Source organism: bacterium (genome assembly GCA_030652805.1).
GTDB lineage: Bacteria > JAHJDO01 > JAHJDO01 > JAHJDO01 > JAHJDO01 > JAHJDO01.
The window spans coordinates 69,536-88,779 of record JAUSPT010000054.1 but is presented as its reverse complement, the minus strand read 5'-3'; the positions used below and the strand labels follow the sequence as shown (position 1 = coordinate 88,779).

The 19,244-nt window shown below is 35.0% G+C and carries 15 protein-coding genes; all 15 read right to left on the bottom strand.

What is annotated here, in order from left to right:
• Nucleotides 1–35: 35 nt before the first annotated feature.
• The 15 genes from Q7J67_05975 to rfbB all read right to left on the bottom strand — a co-directional run bounded on the left by Q7J67_05975 (nucleotide 36) and on the right by rfbB (nucleotide 19,236).
• Nucleotides 36–983, bottom strand: coding sequence for an FHA domain-containing protein (locus tag Q7J67_05975; protein MDO9464828.1), 948 nt, complete (start codon nucleotides 981–983; stop codon nucleotides 36–38).
• On the bottom strand, nucleotides 973–2,982 hold the full coding sequence (locus tag Q7J67_05970) for a glycosyltransferase family 39 protein (GenBank protein MDO9464827.1): 2,010 nt from the start codon (nucleotides 2,980–2,982) through the stop codon (nucleotides 973–975). Before Q7J67_05970 ends, Q7J67_05975 begins: the two co-directional genes overlap by 11 nt.
• On the bottom strand, nucleotides 2,972–4,159 hold the full coding sequence (locus Q7J67_05965; protein ID MDO9464826.1) for a glycosyltransferase family 4 protein: 1,188 nt from the start codon (nucleotides 4,157–4,159) through the stop codon (nucleotides 2,972–2,974). Before Q7J67_05965 ends, Q7J67_05970 begins: the two co-directional genes overlap by 11 nt.
• Complete coding sequence (locus Q7J67_05960; protein ID MDO9464825.1) at nucleotides 4,156–5,529, bottom strand: radical SAM protein; 1,374 nt, start codon at nucleotides 5,527–5,529, stop codon at nucleotides 4,156–4,158. The genes Q7J67_05965 and Q7J67_05960 overlap by 4 nt, the downstream gene beginning before the upstream one ends.
• A 15-nt stretch (nucleotides 5,530–5,544) precedes the next feature.
• Nucleotides 5,545–6,240, bottom strand: coding sequence for a methyltransferase domain-containing protein (locus tag Q7J67_05955; GenBank protein MDO9464824.1), 696 nt, complete (start codon nucleotides 6,238–6,240; stop codon nucleotides 5,545–5,547).
• A complete protein-coding gene (locus Q7J67_05950; protein ID MDO9464823.1) occupies nucleotides 6,221–6,868 on the bottom strand; it encodes a class I SAM-dependent methyltransferase in 648 nt (215 codons plus the stop codon). Before Q7J67_05950 ends, Q7J67_05955 begins: the two co-directional genes overlap by 20 nt.
• A 54-nt stretch (nucleotides 6,869–6,922) precedes the next feature.
• Nucleotides 6,923–8,308 (bottom strand): cobalamin-dependent protein, encoded by a 1,386-nt coding sequence (locus Q7J67_05945; GenBank protein ID MDO9464822.1) that lies wholly within the window; start codon nucleotides 8,306–8,308, stop codon nucleotides 6,923–6,925.
• Nucleotides 8,305–9,468, bottom strand: coding sequence for a DegT/DnrJ/EryC1/StrS family aminotransferase (locus Q7J67_05940; GenBank protein ID MDO9464821.1), 1,164 nt, complete (start codon nucleotides 9,466–9,468; stop codon nucleotides 8,305–8,307). Before Q7J67_05940 ends, Q7J67_05945 begins: the two co-directional genes overlap by 4 nt.
• Nucleotides 9,469–9,481: 13 nt before the next feature.
• Nucleotides 9,482–10,858, bottom strand: a complete 1,377-nt coding sequence (locus Q7J67_05935; GenBank protein MDO9464820.1) for an FAD-dependent oxidoreductase — start codon at nucleotides 10,856–10,858, stop codon at nucleotides 9,482–9,484.
• A gap of 51 nt (nucleotides 10,859–10,909) precedes the next feature.
• On the bottom strand, nucleotides 10,910–11,593 hold the full coding sequence (locus Q7J67_05930; GenBank protein ID MDO9464819.1) for a polyphosphate polymerase domain-containing protein: 684 nt from the start codon (nucleotides 11,591–11,593) through the stop codon (nucleotides 10,910–10,912).
• Nucleotides 11,574–14,213, bottom strand: a complete 2,640-nt coding sequence (locus Q7J67_05925; GenBank protein ID MDO9464818.1) for a CotH kinase family protein — start codon at nucleotides 14,211–14,213, stop codon at nucleotides 11,574–11,576. Before Q7J67_05925 ends, Q7J67_05930 begins: the two co-directional genes overlap by 20 nt.
• The gene (locus Q7J67_05920; GenBank protein ID MDO9464817.1) at nucleotides 14,213–14,902 is read right to left on the bottom strand and encodes a DUF4956 domain-containing protein; all 690 of its coding nucleotides are present in this window, start codon (nucleotides 14,900–14,902) and stop codon (nucleotides 14,213–14,215) included. The genes Q7J67_05925 and Q7J67_05920 overlap by 1 nt, the downstream gene beginning before the upstream one ends.
• 101 nt (nucleotides 14,903–15,003) lie before the next feature.
• A complete protein-coding gene (locus Q7J67_05915; GenBank protein MDO9464816.1) occupies nucleotides 15,004–17,130 on the bottom strand; it encodes a glycosyltransferase in 2,127 nt (708 codons plus the stop codon).
• A gap of 10 nt (nucleotides 17,131–17,140) precedes the next feature.
• A complete protein-coding gene (locus Q7J67_05910; protein MDO9464815.1) occupies nucleotides 17,141–18,283 on the bottom strand; it encodes a glycosyltransferase family 4 protein in 1,143 nt (380 codons plus the stop codon).
• A complete protein-coding gene (gene rfbB, locus Q7J67_05905) occupies nucleotides 18,259–19,236 on the bottom strand; it encodes a dTDP-glucose 4,6-dehydratase (protein MDO9464814.1) in 978 nt (325 codons plus the stop codon). The genes Q7J67_05910 and rfbB overlap by 25 nt, the downstream gene beginning before the upstream one ends.
• Nucleotides 19,237–19,244: the final 8 nt, after the last annotated feature.

Genomic DNA, 19,244 nt, shown 5'->3' with positions numbered 1-19,244 from the left:
TTCTATGCTGTGGCATACGTATATAGTCTAACTTTCTACGATCTGCTTTTTATATAATTACTGATGATCTGCTGTTTTTCTTCTAGCAATTCTGAAAATTCAATGTCCAGTTCGTATTCATCTTTCAGCGATGTTTGCCTGCATGATAGGACATTCCCTAGTATTTCATTAATTACCTCATCATTTGGAAATTGAATTTGCATTTCTATGGTTGTGCCTGTTTCCGGCACATACTTATCTGTTCTGATGCAAATGTGAGACTCACTTATGTTTTTGGCATATGCCTGCTTTTCAAGCATAGGTTGTCCGGGAGCATACACAATATACTTAACAAGCACCTCTTTACTTTTTATAGCCCCTAGTTGTGCGTCTTTGTTCTTAGGTTTGCCAATTTTTTGCCTAAAGTTTATTATTTGCTTGCCTATGTTTATTTCATCGTTATTTTTCAATATATGTTTAAGCACTTTTTTACCCTTAATCTTAGTACCATTATAGGAATGAATATCGTATAACACATAGCCTTCATGTTGTGGTCGTATCTTTGCGTGGAGTTTGGATACCAATTCATCTTCTAGTATTAGTTCATTATCTTCAGATCTTCCTATCCAGAACTCTATGTTTGGACGTAATTTGTATGTTTCTGATTCTCCGCCCTCCTTTCTCCATATAAGCTCAGCAGGAGAAAGAGATAAAGCAACTTCTTCTTCAATTAAGCCTTTTGGTATTTTCCCATACTCATCTTCTTCCTCTTTAGCGTGCTGCTTCTGCCCAAACTTTATTATTATATCAATCAATTTGTCTATTTTTGAAAGGCCAATATAAAGCAGAATAATAAAAACGGGTAGAACAAAGGTAGAAAAACCAAATTTAACAGGATGGTCTTTTATAAACAGTTCGGCTTTACTAACTGCAAAAACATTTGTCGAAGAAAATAAAACTGCAACAATTTGACCAATAATCAGGAACAAAGATTTATTTCGCATTGTACAAAACCTTAAATAACTCTATCACATTATTGTCTAATGTATATTCTTTCACTTTCAGCAGGTTGTATGATTTCATTTTTTTTGTGCATTGTGGATATATATCATGCTTAGTATCAGCATTCATCATTATCATGTATTCGGGTCTAAAACGTTCCATTAGATTAGCATTTAGTTTCTGAATACCTCTCATATTTTTATCTGCCTCCTTCCAACCCCATGGAGAAAAGCTAAATGCTTTTGTTTCCATACAAAGAGTATCAGCCTCAAGGCCCAACACAGGTGTTCCTTTCTCAAAATATCTGTTTAAATCTCTGGATATTTTCTGGAGTTTGTACGTGGGCTTAATCAGCGGCTTTACGTCTATAAATAAATTAGAAAACAGGTAAATTACAATCCCTACTGAAAAAGCAGTTTTTATTAGATTTTTATTCTTCTGTGAAACAATCCTATAAATTCTAGGGATAATGAATATTAATATTATTCCAATAATTATTACAGACATAATTGCCGTTGTCTGCGGCCCAACGCCTGGATACTCTCCAATATTGATTCTAGATAAAAGAAGCCCAATTATTTTTGATAAAAAAGGCATTAAATATGCACTTATTACAGGAAATAAAACTAAATACAAATACCACTTAATTCTAGAATGTTCCTTTTTTCTATCAATAATGGAAATAAAACTGTAAATGCCGATAATACTTACAACTACTATTGTAGTATCCAGCCGTCCTTGCATGGCCATATTGAGTTTATCCGAACTCTCAGAGACTAAATTAAATAATGTAATAACCCTCAAAACTACAACTCTTATTATAGGAAGTATTGCTAAAGATGCTATGAAAATAATAATTGTTTTTTTGACTTTGGAACTTACGGAAATAAAACCGTTTTTTATTAGATCTAAAAATTGCTTATCGTCTATGTTTTTAAACAAAAAAGATGTCAATAACATCGAAATGGGTATAATCAATATAAGAAATCTCCTGGTAGATATATAGTTAGTAACTGTAAAAGGAAGACATCCCAATATAATCCATATTATCGAGTATCGCTCAATAGAAGATAATTTAAAAGAAGGTCTCTTATTGGTTTTGTTGAGTAAATAAATTATTACGCAAAAGATAAAAAGAGGCGTTAGGATTGTAACGTTACCCGTAATCAATGTACTTGGATTGATTGTAAAGCGCATAAAATTCACTATAGCCAGCCAGGGTGTATGAGCTACATTTTCTGAAAAACAAACACCATTCATTGCTTTCCATTTTTCGTAGTCAGGGAAAACTAGAATAAGAAAATATGCTATAAAAGAAAGTATTAATCCTGATGTAAACCAAAACGTAATTTTTATAGGATTTTTTATCAGCTTCATTTTCGCTTCATATATAAAAAACCCAATTATCACTAAGATATATGCAAGTGCATAGGATTTACAGAGCCAACCAAAAACCAAACATAAGGCTGATATAAAGTAATATAATCTGTTATGTTTACCAATTAACCAAAAATATAATGAACCTGAAATAAAAAGAAACATTAAACTTTCGGTGGAACCTTTTCTATTGTAGCTCACAACTATGTTATTTACTCCGTAAATAAATGTTGCAACAATAGCAAATTTTTTATCATTTGTTATTTCTTTTGCAATGCGATAGACAAATATTAATGTCAGACAACCACCAACAGCAGTGACAAAATTAATCTGCCATAAACCAACCCCAAAAAATTTGAACGATAAATAAACAAAATATGTATATAAAGGAACAACGAAAATTACATTAAAATCATCTATTAACCATTTACCAAACAAAACTTTGTTTCTGGCACTATGGGCATCAAATCCAATATCTGCTGGAATATAGCCAATTATGTCTAATTGGCTATCTGAACCCAATACAAGCAACCTGATTATCCATAGAAATGCAAAGAGCGCGATAAGCAAAAAAGACGAATTGATTACGGAATTATATTTTTGTTCTACTTTATTAAGTTCCATATTTTTTAGCCTCCATATCAGCGACATTTCTGTAAATATCATAAAATTTTTGCGTAACAACCCGTGTGTTCAGTTCATTAGAAATCTTTGCAATTGTGCTTTTTTTAACTTTTCTATCCTCATCCAATATTTTTAGTATAGTATCTGCAAGCACCTGAGAAGTATCTTCACGTATAAGAGTAACATCTCCATGATATTGATTGTCCAGCTCAATGCCAGCAGGATTATTGGTTGTAATAACCGGCGTTCCACATAATAATGATTCCAAGACCACATTAGCCCTGGACTCCAATTTTGATGATAAGACATAAATGTCCGAGGACGCATAAAAATCCACTAACTTCTCATGACTCTTAAAACCTGCAAACACTACATTGTTTTTAATACATAATGTCACAACAAGCCGTTTTAATTTCTCAAGTAAGGGACCTTCTCCTGTTAATACTAATCTTAAATTAGGATATTTCTTAAGAACATCTGGTAAACTTCTTATTAGAAGTTCGTGTCCGTATATTGGTATTAGCCCTTTAACACTTAACAGTATTCTATCAGCACTAAACTCCTGCTTTAGAAAATTTGAGCGTTTTCCTCTTTGAGATAGAAAACAATCACTGATCATAGGAGGTATCACATCACTTCTAGCCCCTGTATCGTTTAATAACTTATCCTGAAGGCACTTACTAACGCAGGTAATCCTATTTACATGTAGGACAATCCTCTTAAAAAGGTCAAAAAATGTTTTTTTATAGTACCAAACATCTGTTCCATGAAAAGACAGAATAATAGGTTTATTAAAGATCTTTCCAATAAGAAAGCCTACAATTGTCAAATCAGTATATCCGTTTATATGAATAACGTCTGACAGAGGTAATCTTGATATCATTGATTTAAAAATATTCAATAAAGTTAAAAATCGATACAATTTAGTCTGTATCCAGGTTATTAGGTTAAGTTCATGCCTTTGCTGGGAGAGATTTAGAGTTTCAGCATACATGTTTCTTATTGCGTATACTTTTACTCCACTGCTCAGTACATTGAATCTATATCTTTCCGGAATAACAAAAGTAAAAACCTCAACCATGTTCTCTTTCTTAACCAACTCTGATGCTAAATTACTGCACATCGTTCCAATTCCACTTGGATTAAAAAAGTGAGGAGTAACTATGGCAATCTTCATAATCTATTTCTGAGGGCAGCACTGATTTTTTTAGTTAAGAACCATGGAATCTTCAATGGGTTTTTAACCCCTTTTTTAAATAATTTATACATTCCTATTTTCCTTTTCTCATATCTAAATTGCAAAAACAACTTGTGTATTTTCTTTCTTGTCAATTTTTCTGACAAGATTACAGCAGAATTATAATTATCACTAAAATTTACATTTAACTTCCCCCAATCCATTTTCTCGTTAACTAAACCTTTAGAAATTGCGTAGTCCCAGACCAAAGTTCCAGGAAAAGGGGTTAAAACATAGACATCAAATCCATCTAGTTTGCTTTTTGAAATAAATTTTAGTGTTTTCAAAATATCTTCTTTATCCTCTTCAGGAGCCCCGATTATAAAACTGCCAGATACTGATATCCCGTGTTTCTTGATTATTCTGATGGCATTCTCATTTTTCCTAACATCTATACTATCTCTTTTAAGATACTTAAGAATTTTATCAGAACCCGATTCTAATCCCATGCTAATAGATCTTACTCCCATCTCTTTTAATAATCGGATTACCTCGTCATTTACCATATTGGCTCTGATTGCACAACTGAAATCCACTTTACCCAGATAACCCCTTTCTCTAAAAATACTTATTATCTTTTTTATTCTTTTTACATCGACTGAGAATATATCATCATAAAAATTGATGTGTTTAACGTTATATTCATTAATTAAATACTCAATTTCATTTACAACATATTCAGCCGAAAAAAATCTAACCTTATTCCAAAATAGTGAGGATGCACAAAAAGAGCAGTGATACGGACAGCCTCTGCTAGTGAACATATATGTTCTGGGCTGGATATCAAATAAATCCCGTGCAGGAGGAGGAAGTTTATCTAGAAAAGGGATTAACTCTCGTTCAGCTGAAGCAGCAATTGTATTGTCATCGTTCCAATATATTACTCCCTTAATCTTTTTCAGATTCGTCCTGAGGAACCTTCCTTCCTTGATAAAAGATTCCAATAACCCACATATAGTAACCTCTCCTTCTCCTATAACTCCAACATCCATATTTGAAGTCAATGAAGAAGGCATCATTGAAATATGCACTCCTCCAACAATCACTGGCAGTTTATATTTTTTTGCGATTTTTGCACAAGTAATTGCTTTATTGTAATTTTGGCTCACTGAACTAATTCCAACGATATCTGGTTTAAAATCTATCATCTCTTCTTCTACGTTATCGCATATTACCTTAAATATAATCTCATCTCTGCCAAAATATGTTCTCAGGCTACTAATTAGATACCCAATACCTAAGGGAGGATATTTTGTTTCAACCTTTTTAGAAGAGTCAATTGCGTTTATAAACAGGAACTTGATTTTCATAATAATTTTTTATATTTATCCTTCTGATTCTGTTATATCTTTAACACATAAAATCTGGAAAGCTATCTTAGAAAATTTTTCAGTTACAGGCTGCGTTAATAAAGAAACCCTTCTCCAGAATTCCCTTGGCCACCACTTAATCCTTCCATGCTTCCCTCTCAATAATTTCCATCCTCTTATACCAATTACTCTATATCCCATATCTTCCATTTCTGATGGATACCAGCCTGAGCGGTGAATTTGAAACTCGTTTCCGTCGTATTTATCTTGCGGCAAATAACCGTTTGGCGTAAATATTATCGCTTTTTTTTTCGCAATTTTCTCCATCATAGCGATTAATCTTAAACCATCATCTTTTGTTAAGTGTTCAATCAGTTCAGAAGCGAGAACACAATCAAATGAGTTTTCTTTGTATACATTCCCAATTTCCAAAACATTCATTTTTCTATATTCTGTATATATCTTTAATTTATTGCTCTTTAAGAGACTCGGTTCAAATATATCTATGCCTACGCTATAATATAATTTATCAGAAAATTTTTCTATGGGCGACTTTGTTCCGCAACCCAGATCAAGCAAAGTTTGACAACTTCCAATGACTTCCCTTTTTACCAAACTTGGATATTGTTCAAGAAGAGAACTAAATATCTCTCTATTTATTTTCTTTAGGATTTTAATAATCTCAATAACTCTAGGTTTTTTTGACTTCAACTTTGACCATGTTACAGTCTCTTGGCGTATCTCCTCCAAAATGGTCCATGGGCTCCAGAATTTCTATATCGTATACATCCCTATCCAGATTATTTATCAGTGATTGACAACCAAATCCACTGTCTTTGGCTTCCTTGTTAGAGTAATAGTCGTCAAAAATCACTACAGTATTCGGGTACATTATCTTCTTTACGTAACTCCAATCTAAACTGATGGTTTCAATAGAATGTCCTCCATCAATAAAAATAAAATCAATTTGTTCGTCTTTACTCTCTTCTAAAAATTTTGGCAAAGTGTCCTTGGTGTATCCCATGTAAAGATTAATATTTGCTCCTGTTTTTTCTAATCTTTGTCTTATTTCATCGTACGTTGGCGGTTTCTTTGCAAGCTCTTTCTGAAAATCTTCGTCAGTAAGACCTTCAAATAAATCAAAGCCATAATATGTGATTCTATTCATAGGCTGGAAGATATTTGCTGTCTCTATCATATGTCTTGAATGAATTCCGTTATGCGTACCAATTTCCATAATGCTCTGACAACGTTTTTTATATATAGTCTTTAGTAAATTTCTATACTTTTTTGGTCTTACCGTCAACATACGCTTCACATACAACAACCGTTTTAACATAAATAACCCTTTCTTGTTTTGTAATAGTTTAGCTACAAAAAGCTCATTAATGCGTTAATATCTTAAATTCATATCGTGTATTACTTCGTTAAATATTTTCTCTCCTTTTTCTTTCAATCTGTCTTTGACGCATTCAAAGTATCGCGTCATAGAGAGCATCTTAGATGTTTTAGTGTCAAAATCAATATCTATCAATGCCCGCATCCATTTTTCGCTTATGTTATACTTCACAAACAGTGTTGCAAGCTTACAAATATTCCTCAGTCGTTTCGTTGTTCTTGGTGAAAAGGCAATATTAGGAATAGCGCTGTTTGTGTCTCCATTACACGCATCATTCAGTCTAAAACCCTTTTCTCTGCAATACTTCTCCATCGCAGTACCGGGATAAATCATCAATGGATAACACGAGCAAATACTGCCTGAGCCTATTCTTTGCATAGCCTTTACGGTGTCCAATGCATCCTCGACTGGCTCATCAACAGGCAGCCCAACAATGCATTGCAGATTGACAGCATATCCAAACGACCTCATCCTTTCGTATGCAGCTTTCATCTTGGGCTCATTATCCCACGTTCTGTTGAATAACTTAAGAGACTCAGGACGTATGGCCTGTATTCCAACGCCGATACAATTGACAATCTTCTTAAGCGTGGCAAGAACATTGTCAGATATCTTCAAAGCAGAGTGTGACGTCGTAGAAATATACATGGGAAGATCAATCTCCTTTTCCCAGATTGAAACAAATTCAGGCATCCATGTTTCAACATCAGCTCCACAGAACATATCGTCATCTACCCACTCGATCTCAGCAGTATTATATTTTTTAATCTCTTTAGCCTCTGCAATAACAGCATTAATAGGTCTTCTACCAAGAAAATAGCGTTTGTGAGACTCATGGCCAAAGATTCTTCGCACATGGCTGGAAGAGGAGCTGCAATAGGAGCAATTCCATGGACAACCCAGCATTGAAAGCATTACCTTGCGATAACGTTTGGCCATCCTCGGGATATCCCTGTAATATTCTCTCCTGGCTGGCATAGGAAGATCTGCAGATGTCGTAGGTATGGTTTGTATAATACCCTGCTCCTTTTTTAGGATCTTGTCTATTGACCCTCTTACAGGGCCAACTACGACTATATCTACTCCATCCAATTTTGATATATCCGGACATGAAGTTGCATGATGTCCTCCAAAAACAGATAAAACTTTAGGGATAGACTTTTTTATTTCCTTGCTGATACGCAAAGACCAAGAGAAGAACGTTGTCATTGGAGAAAAAAAGATAAAATCGGGCTGCCATAGAACAACCTGCGCTACGATATCTTCCATCTCAGCGTCAAAGTATCGAATCTTCTGCTTGAACCGCAATAATTCGCCACCTACAAACAACAGTCCATAACTCTCTTCATTACCAAAAGTGATTAACGCAACCTTCATCATTCTGTTTTCGCAATTATATCGTATTCTGTGACTGCACTAATAATGTACTGCAAATCTTTGTCTGTTAACCACCATCCCACAGGTATTGAAACCTGTTCAGAGACAAATTCATCTACTCCGGGCAAATTGCTTCTAAAATTTTTAAACATAGTGTGAGTATCATTCCTCGCATGAACCTGCGAAACAGTAATACGCGCTTTTTTCATATGTTCCATAAATCTTAGGAGATTTTTAACCCTTATAGTATAAAGCCAGAAAACACTAGAGCGGTCGTTCTTGTATCTTAAAGATCGCACGGTCTTGAGGTCTTTAAATGCTTTATCATATTGAGCGGCATTAGAGCGATGTTTTTTTATAGTTTTGTCCACATACTTGAGCTGCTCAAGACCTATTACTGCAGTTACATCATTCATATGGAATTTATATCCGTATTCAACAATATCCGCTTCACAGCGAAGGTCATTGCGTTTAGCTTTACGGTCAATGCCGTACCACCTAAGCAATCTGCCTCGTTGACAATCAGCATTGGATTTGCAAACCAATGCGCCTCCATCTATAGTTGTCATCTCTTTAATTGCCTGGAAGGAAAAACACGCAAAATCAGACTGTGAGCCAATTAATTTTCCATGATAAGTCGAACCAAAAGCATGAGCGGCGTCTTCAATTAATTTTATTTCGTGTTCAGCAGCAATGGCGTTTAATTCGTCCAGATCACAAGGATATCCGCCCCAATGAACACACATAATGGCCTTTGTTTTTGAAGTTATTTTTTTGGCAACATCTTCAGGATCAATGTCGCCAGTCCATGGATTGATATCCGCCCAGACAATTTTTGCCCCCATTGCCATTATTGGTTCATTTGTTGCCGAACAAGTCATAGCGGTTGAGATAACTTCGTCGCCGCAACCTACATTTGCCAGCCTGAGCGCCAACTGCAAGGCTGCTGTTCCGTTATTCAATGTTAACACATTATTATTATCAAAGTACGGTGCAAGCTTGTGTTCAAATTCCTCCACTATTGGCCCCTCGCCTATGTAACCGCTGAATAAGACCTTACGTAAAGGCTCCATAACGCTTTCAGGCATAAAAACCTTAAACAGAGGAATATCTCTGCCTTCACCGGATAATAAATCTTTTACTGATTCATCAACACTCTGCATACTCTTTCCCCTTTTAATCTCTAAACTCTTTTATATTATCATCTACAAAGTCAAAGGCTCTTCTCATGCATTTATCTATATCCATATACATAAACTCGCCACATCGTCCAAGGGTAGTAAGCGATCTGCATGTTTTTAAATAATCCATAGTTTTCCTCAGGTGAGCTGCATAGTCTTTGCGATAAATAGGATATGCATATTGAGCCTTAATCAGAAATAACCGTTTTACATCACCTAGTCCTAGAAAACCATCTTCAGCCAGACCGCCAATACATATATCAAACAACTCTTCTTTAGTTGCTGCCCATGCAGTACTATCTTTTGAACATGTAATTTCGACCGTAATAATATTCTCTTCAGCCGGACTAGTATTGGGGCTAAAATTATTCATCTCCGATATGCGATTATATGGTTTATTTAGCTGATATACATATCCGGAATTTAGGATATCCTTTTTATGTGTGACTATACCAAGCAACACCAACGATTGATAATCTAATTTGTCAGCTGAAGCTAGCACTTCCTGTGGAACAGATGCTTTGAGCATCTTGATTAGCGGAGGAAGTGGTAAAGTTGAGATAATATAATCACCTTCCATTTTTTTATATTGACCGTTATGCTTGTAAGAAATGAGTATCTTTTTATTAGGAAGCTCAGTAATGCCCACAACCTCACAGGCAAGGTGCACACGACCCTGATTTTTTTCTATTTTTTTTACAATTCGTTCAGCAATTTCACCGAAACCTGTATCGGGATAGTAGGTAGGCAATATTTCGCGTTCAATAAGGGAATCTTTGTTTTTGCTAACCTTCTTATGGAGCAGGAGTTTCAATGTATTTATAAAGCTCATCCGCGTATGTGTTGGAATACATCTTGAGGATAGTTCAGAACAAGGTGTTTTCCAAAATTGCTCGGAATATGGTTTAAAAAATATTCGGTAGAGATATTCTCCAAAACTTGCAATTGCCCACTCTTCTACAGTTTCATCCTCACCCTCTAGTGCAACCCGCTTACAAGGGAAAAGTCTACTTTTTAAAAAACTCCATGACGCCTGTATACCGGAACAAAAACCCATATCGAAAAGAACACTTTTTGCCGTTAAGGGATAATCGATATATTTACCTCTATAATAAAATTTGACATCTCTTGACTTGGGCTGTAATTTATTGTCGAATAGTCTCAGAACAGCATCAACAATCCCCTGGTCCTCAGAGAAAAAAGAGTGCGGTCCAAAATCTAATGAATAGTTGCCGTCGCGAACAGTGCCAGCTAAACCGCCTGCAAACGGCTCGGCTTCTAAGACATCTACTTTAATGCCGTTATCGCTAAGACGCCAAGCTGCACTCAGACCTGAAATTCCTGCCCCTAAAACAATGACATGTTTTGGCATAATAGTTTCTCATATTTTTGTAATAGTTTAGTTGCAATTTTTTCAAAGATATCAGCAAATATACAATTTATCAATACCTGTCACATACTTTGAACTTTTAGACAAACGAAAAGGGAAAAAATTAGTTATGCGATTTGCATTATTGTCCATATCTTGATTGTACTTTAATTCCAGAATTACATTGATGTCATCAGTTAATTTGTTAATGAATAGATTCTTTTGGAAGTAAATATGATAGAAAACTAAATCAGTATCAATTGTAATACGATAATTTCCGTCTGCAGATCTGAAATATTTTCTACGGTAATGGGTAAGAAGCATTGGTTTTAAAGAGTTTATTTTTATTATTTCGGGAACATCCGATTTGTTAATGATATCCAATATTTCTTCAGCAGCAAAACCATTGTTAAAATCAAATGGATGTAGGGGATATGCCTGTTTCCTATTTAACGATTCATTCTTGATCTTTAATTCCAAAACAGGTTTGTTTATATGTCCAAACAATTCTCCATACCAGCGAATGCGAATTTTTATTCTATGAGATGAACCATTAACATTATCAAAATAATTCCTAAAATCAATGGCATCAAAGTATATACTGTTTACAAAACGCTGATGAAATATTGCAGAAAACATAGCAGGATGCAGTTTAACAATAGATTCCACGTCGTGTCTTGTTATATCTGAAATAAAAAATTTCCGTTCATAACGGTAATTATCTACTGCTTTTGCCATACTTCACTCCATACAAAATATCTTTAACGCTCTCGTTATTAGAAGTTTTTATTTCTCCATCAATAATTAAATTAGAGTTAGTTTCAACCAGATACGGAACTGAGATATTTTCCATTTCTACTTTTGAAACCACAATGCTACTTGCACCAAATTCAGATTTTTTTTGAAATACAGTAAAACCAATCTTATTATTTTGAAGACTAACATCGGAACCTGTTATCTCTGACATATCTTTACTGCAAACTGCAATTTCTGAATTTACTATTTTTACTTGATCAATATTCATTTCGCTATTCTCACCAACGCTTAGCCCTTTATCTCCGGCTCCATCTATGAAAATATTTTTCAAATTAATAACAGTTCCTGAAATATCAATGGCATCATTTCCACAGTTAACAAAGGAAGAATCGACAATATCCCCTTTGCTGAAATCACTATCAAAAGCGTCTGAGGCGGTTTTGCTAAAAAGCGTGTTATCAATTTTAAACTCGGTTCTGATTATATTAAGAGCATCCTCTGATCTATTTCGCGTAAATTGGCAATATGAAATTTCTACAGGAGATTCATGGAAGGTCACAGCTCCTGTCAATTCCCATCCACTATGTGATGGATTGGCTAAGTTGTTAAAATTAACATGTTTTATCAATGACTCTTTATGCGCATTCATGACAATAATTCCCTGCCCGGTAGAATCAGAAGAATAAATGAGAATTGGATTCTCTTTCGAGCCGATAAATGTAATCGGTGAATAGCTTAGAATTTTAGCGGAATTGCATAAATTAAGTTTTAATCCTTCACCAGCAGTTACTGTATAACCTTCAGGGATAATTAAATTATCCGTCAAATTCCATTTGCCGGATTTGAAAAGAATCTTTTTGCTCTTTTCATCTACTGTCAAAAAATCTAAATTATTTAACTCAGTCGACTGTCTGATCAAATCCTTTGAAATAGAACTGTAGTCCAAATAAGGCCATAAGAAAACAGTTTCATACCGTAAGCGGCTTGTTCCTAAAAGCCTGTAATGAACCTTTAAATCCGAAACCATTGTCTTTGCCCAGACAAAGCCCTCAGGAAGGATGAAGCTGACGGTTTGATAATCAACCAGTTCCGGACGAAGTCTTGCATGTAATAACGCTTTAGTTTCAGGATTAAAGATGATTGAATCCTTATAGAAAACATTTATCACTTCAATTGGGAATGACTGAATGCTTCCAAGATCAAGCTGAATTCTATTTTCCCCTGATGCACGGAAATATGCATGCAACCCTTTAAAAGGATTTAACATTGCCCTAATGTATTTCTGGTTCTGATATAGAACATGCCTCTTAAGGCTGTAATAAGGGAATTCTTTATAAAGAATATTTAAATTGTTTTCTAATTCCTCTTTTACTGCTGAGAAAAACGAATCCAGATATGCAGGGTTAGAAACTCGTTCCAGAGCGGCTATATATTCCCTGAAGAACGATTCATCATTAAAAAGTGTTGCATAATATGGACGGCAACTATGTAGCATTGACCCTGAATCGTTATTTATATAAATTCCGGCTTTAGTTGAACACAATGAATCAATTTCCCCTCCGCTGTCTGCATCAAAACCAATTGGTTCTAACAAAGAGGTTACTGGATTATAATAAAATCTTGTGTTGTGCCACCTTGCTCCATGAAAAGCGCACATCATATCTGTTATTGCAAAAAAAGCCGCCATTTTATGAACGTCAAAAACCTCACTTGTTTTTAACTTACCTTTTCTGAATGATTCAAGCAGACTGCTTGCTTTTATGAATTGGAGATAACCTGCCGGATCAGAAAGAATTTTCCCAGTCTGAAATGCATCAATATCACTTGCTAAATAATCTCCATAGCCATTTCTTTCTGCGCCGGGAAATCTCTCGTCAATTTGCACAACTTCATTCCAGAGTAAATTCTCATTAAACCGCACAATAGGTCCTTCTCTTCGCTGATTATGCTCAACAAGTCTTTTTTCAAAGTGTTCCTCCATGGCATAGATACCAAGATGTTTGCCATTAAGTATGACATCAACAAACTCATATCGTAATGATATAACATCTTCTCTCTTAAGCGCTTGATGAAATATCCACTCGGATATGTAGTTTCTTGTTTTAGGATGATGAATAGAAAATTGTTTCATCCCCCAGAGCGTTTTCCCTCCACTTATCTTTATTCTAAATGACCATTTCTGACCCTGCAGGTGGTCAGTATTATCACCCTTTAGTCGTATTCTTGCTTTAAGTATTTTATCTTTATAGCGGATGTCAGCAGGGACATAGTCGTCTTCCGTCACAAACAAGTTATTCATTGCAAGCGCAATTTGTCTTTTATACTCAAGTTTTTGAAAATTTTTATGTTTAATATCAATTGTAATTTGTTTCGGATTGCTGGTTAACCCTTTTATATATTTATACGGCACATTACAGCCGTATGATATTGCCTTTTTTATTTTGCCAGTAAGTCCTTTTTTATGCGCAAGAACGCCAACATTAAACAGCAGCCATGAATACAATCCCAGCACTAAGACAGCAATAATAATTCTATTGTTTTTGAGAATCTTTCCAAGATTACTTAAGAATCTATTATGGGCACTTGATTCTTTTATTATCATTATTGAATAATGCCTTTATTATCTAAAAAACTGATTTTTATTGAGTCATTTAATTGTTGTAGATCAGATTTAGCTTTATTTAAATCCTTAATATTGTGAAATTCGATCAAAAAGCATGCTTCAAGCACTTCTTTAGTCTCATCAAATCGTTTTAAATCAACTGCCTGACAATGTTTCTTGAGTGTTTCAAGGATGTCTTCTAATTTAATCTTTGGCAGATTTGAGCTTGAGATAGTTAGGAACAAGTTTTGATTATCTTCAAACTGACGGGAACATTTTTTACTTATAATGAGAATTGTTATCATTAAAATAAACGCTACTATCGTAATTGTTCTTTGATCTGCGCCTAATCCTAATCCTATTGCAATAGCAAGAAATAAATATGCCAGCTCTTCCGGTTCTTTTATTGCAGCGCGAAATCTAACAATAGAAAGCGCTCCCACCAGACCGAGAGATAAAGCCAGTGATGATTTTACGATAGAAATAATCAGCATAGTTGTCATTGTTAACAACAGAAAATTTCTGCTAAACAGCTTCCTGTTTGAAAGAGCATGCCCAAACCTCACATATATCCTGCTCAAAATAATTGACAGCAATGCTGCCAGCAACAGATTAATTACAAAAGACGTTATTGGTATTTGCACGCTTTTGGTTGCTAAAAACTCCTGAAATGTCTGAAACTTATTCATGTTAACCTCTCTTTCTTTTAAAAGTCCATTTATACAAAAAAATTGGGCAAATTTGGTTCATTAATACCCACGCAGGATTATAAAACAAGCCTTAATAAAAATCAAGCCAATATTCCTGCCGCAACCCCCTTTATTCTAGGCATAATTATCTTAAAATTTTTTCTTTTTATTGCAGACAATATATGTATTGCATTCTCTATCCCAAAATACCATGAGAAGCTGATTATCTGTGGAATAGTTGCATTTTTTTTCATAAAGATAATCCTATTTTTAGTTTTAAGAAACGCCCCAAATGGATTTTCAGAGCCACCGCTTGTTCTTGCGACTTTATGCCACAGTTTTGCTCTTGGCGCAACTATGCATTTAAATCCTGCTTTTATCGCTTTTGTACAGTAGTCTATGTCTTCCTGATAGTAAAAATAACGCTCATCCATTAACCCAATCTTGCTAATAACATTTCTATGTATAAGTAACGCGCAGCCACTTATGAAGTCGGAATCACAGATTTTATCATATTGTCCTGTATCTTCCTTCATCCCTCCGACATGTGATGTCACTCCTGTTTTCCAGTCCATCTTGCCTCTTGCAAACCACAATGTGTTTTTCTTATCATAATAATACATCTTAGGACCTGCAATGCCTATTGTTAAATTTATTTTCATAGGTTTTATTAACTCGCTTAACATATCAAGCGCAACTTTAGTATCGTTATTCAGGAGCAAAACACTATCAAAACCCGTCTTCATAGCATGCCTTATAGCTATATTGTTAGCCTCAGCAAATCCCAGGTTAGCTTTATTTTCAATTAACATTATCCGTGGATAATGTTTCTTAAAATAATCTTGAGAACCATCTGTAGAAGCATTATCAACAATACAGACCTTATAATTATCGTATGTTTGTGCTTTTATGGATTCAAGACATTCAATAGTATCTTCTCTGCCATTATGATTAAGAATTATAATAAAAACACTTGGGTCATTGGGTTTAGAATTTTCCATGAGTATATTTCTCTGTATTATAATTTTATTCTCAAAGCTGCTATCTATGATTTTCTGCATTACAAAATTATCAAGCTGTAGCTCATTTCTCACTCCTTCTTTCATAAGCTTCTTATATACAAAAACGAATTTTTCGAAGATCACTTCTTCCACCAAATTTCCTTTAACAAATTTTCTTGCATTTTCCCTAATAGCCTCGATTCTATGTTTGTCCCCTAGAAGCTTCATTATCTCAGAGGCAATTGCTTCCGGAGTATTTTCTTTTACAATGATTCCTGTTTTGCCATTCTGAATAAGTTCTTCAGCGCCCTTACAGCGCGTAGAAACAACTACTGGGCCCATTATCATCGCTTCTCCAACAACATGAGGACATGATTCAAGCCTGCTTCCTAATATTTTTATTTGAGCATCCTTAAGATACTGTGAAACCTCATGGTGTTTCACATGCCCCATAAATTCAACATTCTTCTCAATTCCAAGTTCCCTGCAGCGTTTTTTTAGAGAATAAAGCAGAGGCCCTTCTCCAAGAAATTTATGTTTTACAACAATTCCCTTCTTTTTTAGGATGCCGATTGCTTCCAAAACAATATCTGCTCCACCTATAGGATACAGGTCTTTTACTGTTATTGTATAATTCTCTTTTCCACAATATGCCTCTGAAAGAAAGGAATTCTTATCTACCTCAGTCCATATTACGCCATCAATTCTAAGCCCTTTCCTAGTTAATTCCTCTTTAAGACAATAACTGTTAGCAACTGTGGTGTATCGTCTATTTATCATTCTTTGCAGGTCAAGGAATTTTGCTGGAATATAATCCCACCCATCTCTTCCTACAAATACCTGTATTACTTTTTTCTTTCTCAATCTATGCCATGCAAGTATCAAAGCTGTATTCCACAAGCTCCAACCATGTATCTCTATTATGTCGCGGTCTCTTACAAACTTTGAGATTTCCCTGTACAGCACAATAATATCCAAAACTTTGTACAAAAACCCTAACTTGTTTCTTCTAAAGAAAGGAGTTATTCTCTTTATATTTGGATGCCTGTACATCTGAGGTATTTCTTCTGTTGACATCTTCGGAGAGAACCCAATCATCTTTACATCAATGCCCTTCTCTAATAGCCACTTAAACTTGGTCCAGTTGGAGATAGCCATTCCTACATCATCTGGAACCAATACAGGAGAGATAATACCTATTTTGAACAAGGGGTTTACTTTTGACATTAGGATTTTGTTATTTGGCATTTAACTTACCATATTCTGTATGCAACTTCTTTACTATTTCTGGCCAGTCATAATTACGTGCATTTTCAATGCCATTCCTGCTAAATTGCTCCCTTTTTTTATTGTTTGAGAGAAGCTCAATTACTGCTTCTGAAAATGCCTTTGTATCTTTGGTTTTTACAAGAATACCAGTTTCGTTGTCTATAACAACTTCCGGTATGCTTGCAGTATTAAATCCAACACATGGCAGGCCGCTTGCCTGTGCTTCCATAAATGGCATTCCAAACCCTTCATATATGGATGCGCATGTAAATAAATCCGCAGATTTATAATACAATATAACGTCTTCTACATGGAGATGCCCAAGCAGATAGATGTTTCCAATCTCCACGGCTCTCTGTTTGATCAATTCTGAATAATCGTCATTATCAAACTTACCAATAATATAGAGATGCGCTTTGGGGATTTTTCCTAAAACCAGTTCAAAGGCATTTAACAGCAGATCTACACCTTTGTGTTTCACTATTCTTCCAACACAAAGTAATGCCGGATGAGGCAAATTCAGCTTTCTCTCTTTTTTCCTGAATACCTGAAAATCTATACCTGGTGTAATAACCGTACTATTTATGGAGAATTTTGACAGAAGATAGTTCCTAGTGAAGCCTGAATTTGTGATAACTTTGTCTGCTTTAGATACATTCTTTATCATTCTTTTGTTTTCTAGAATTCTACGTTCTCTCCCGTAGCCTGCATACATATTGGGATCTGTGACATTGTGGTAATAATAAACAACTTTATATCCAAATTTCCTCCTATTCTTTAGGACAAAGTCATCCAGAGGAGGATAATGGATATTTACAATATTGGGTCTTATAATTTCCAGAGCCCTCTTGAAGAATATATTTGCGATCGGCTTCATAACCGGCTTAGTAAACAAGTAGTTGCGACCTCTTGAGATATTTATTGGAGTAACTACAGGTATTCTAATATTCAAATGTTTGTGAGAACAAGACAGCGTAAGAATACTGACATTCACATCATCATATTTATATAACTGATTTGCATGCGCGACAACTACTTCAGAAATTCCCGAACCTTCGGCAAGAGCCGTAAAAGCAATAGCAACATTCATAACCCAATTATGCTCTTCCACCAGTTCTCATTCTTAATGTACCATGATATGGTTTGTTTTAATCCATCTTCAAAATCATAAACAGGTTTCCAGCCTAATGCTTTCTTAATCTTATCTGCATTAATAGCATAACGCCGATCATGGCCTAGCCTGTCTTTTACAAATTTTATTAATGTCTCTGTCTTTCCCAATCTTTTTAAAACAAACTTGGCTATATCTATATTAGTTCTTTCATTGTTGGCGCCTATGTTATAAATCTCTCCTATTTCTCCTCTCTGCAATACTAAATCAATAGCGCTACAGTGATCTTTTACATGGATCCAGTCCCTTACATTTGTTCCATCCCCATAAATAGGCAGTGCCTTAGACTGGAGAGCGTTGATGATTATTAGTGGAATAAATTTCTCAGGGAATTGGTATGGACCGTAATTATTTGAACATCGTGTAATTATAACAGGCAATTGATAGGTATGAAAATAAGCTCCGACAAGCATGTCAGCTGACGCTTTGCTTGCGGCGTAAGGACTGTTTGGCGCAAGTGGAGTTTCTTCCCTAAAATAGCCTTCACCAGGAAGATCTCCATATACCTCATCCGTTGAGATCTGTATGAAACGCTTAATGCCAGCCTGTTTTGCAATATCAAGAAGAGTCTGCACTCCAAGTATATTTGTTTTCATAAACTCAGACGAATCCCTGATGCTTCTGTCCACATGTGATTCAGCGGCAAAATTAACAATTATATCAACTCTATTTTCTGCAATAATTTGCTTAACTAATTCTGCATCTAAAATATCGCCCTTAACAAATACATACCTGTCTTTATGTTTTTTGTGGATATCTAAAAGATTTTCTAAATTTCCTGCGTATGTTAACTTATCCAGGTTTACAATGCTTATAGAGCTATGCTTCTCTAACTCATATCGTATAAAATTAGACCCTATAAAACCACATCCACCAGTAACCAACAGATTCATTTTTCGCT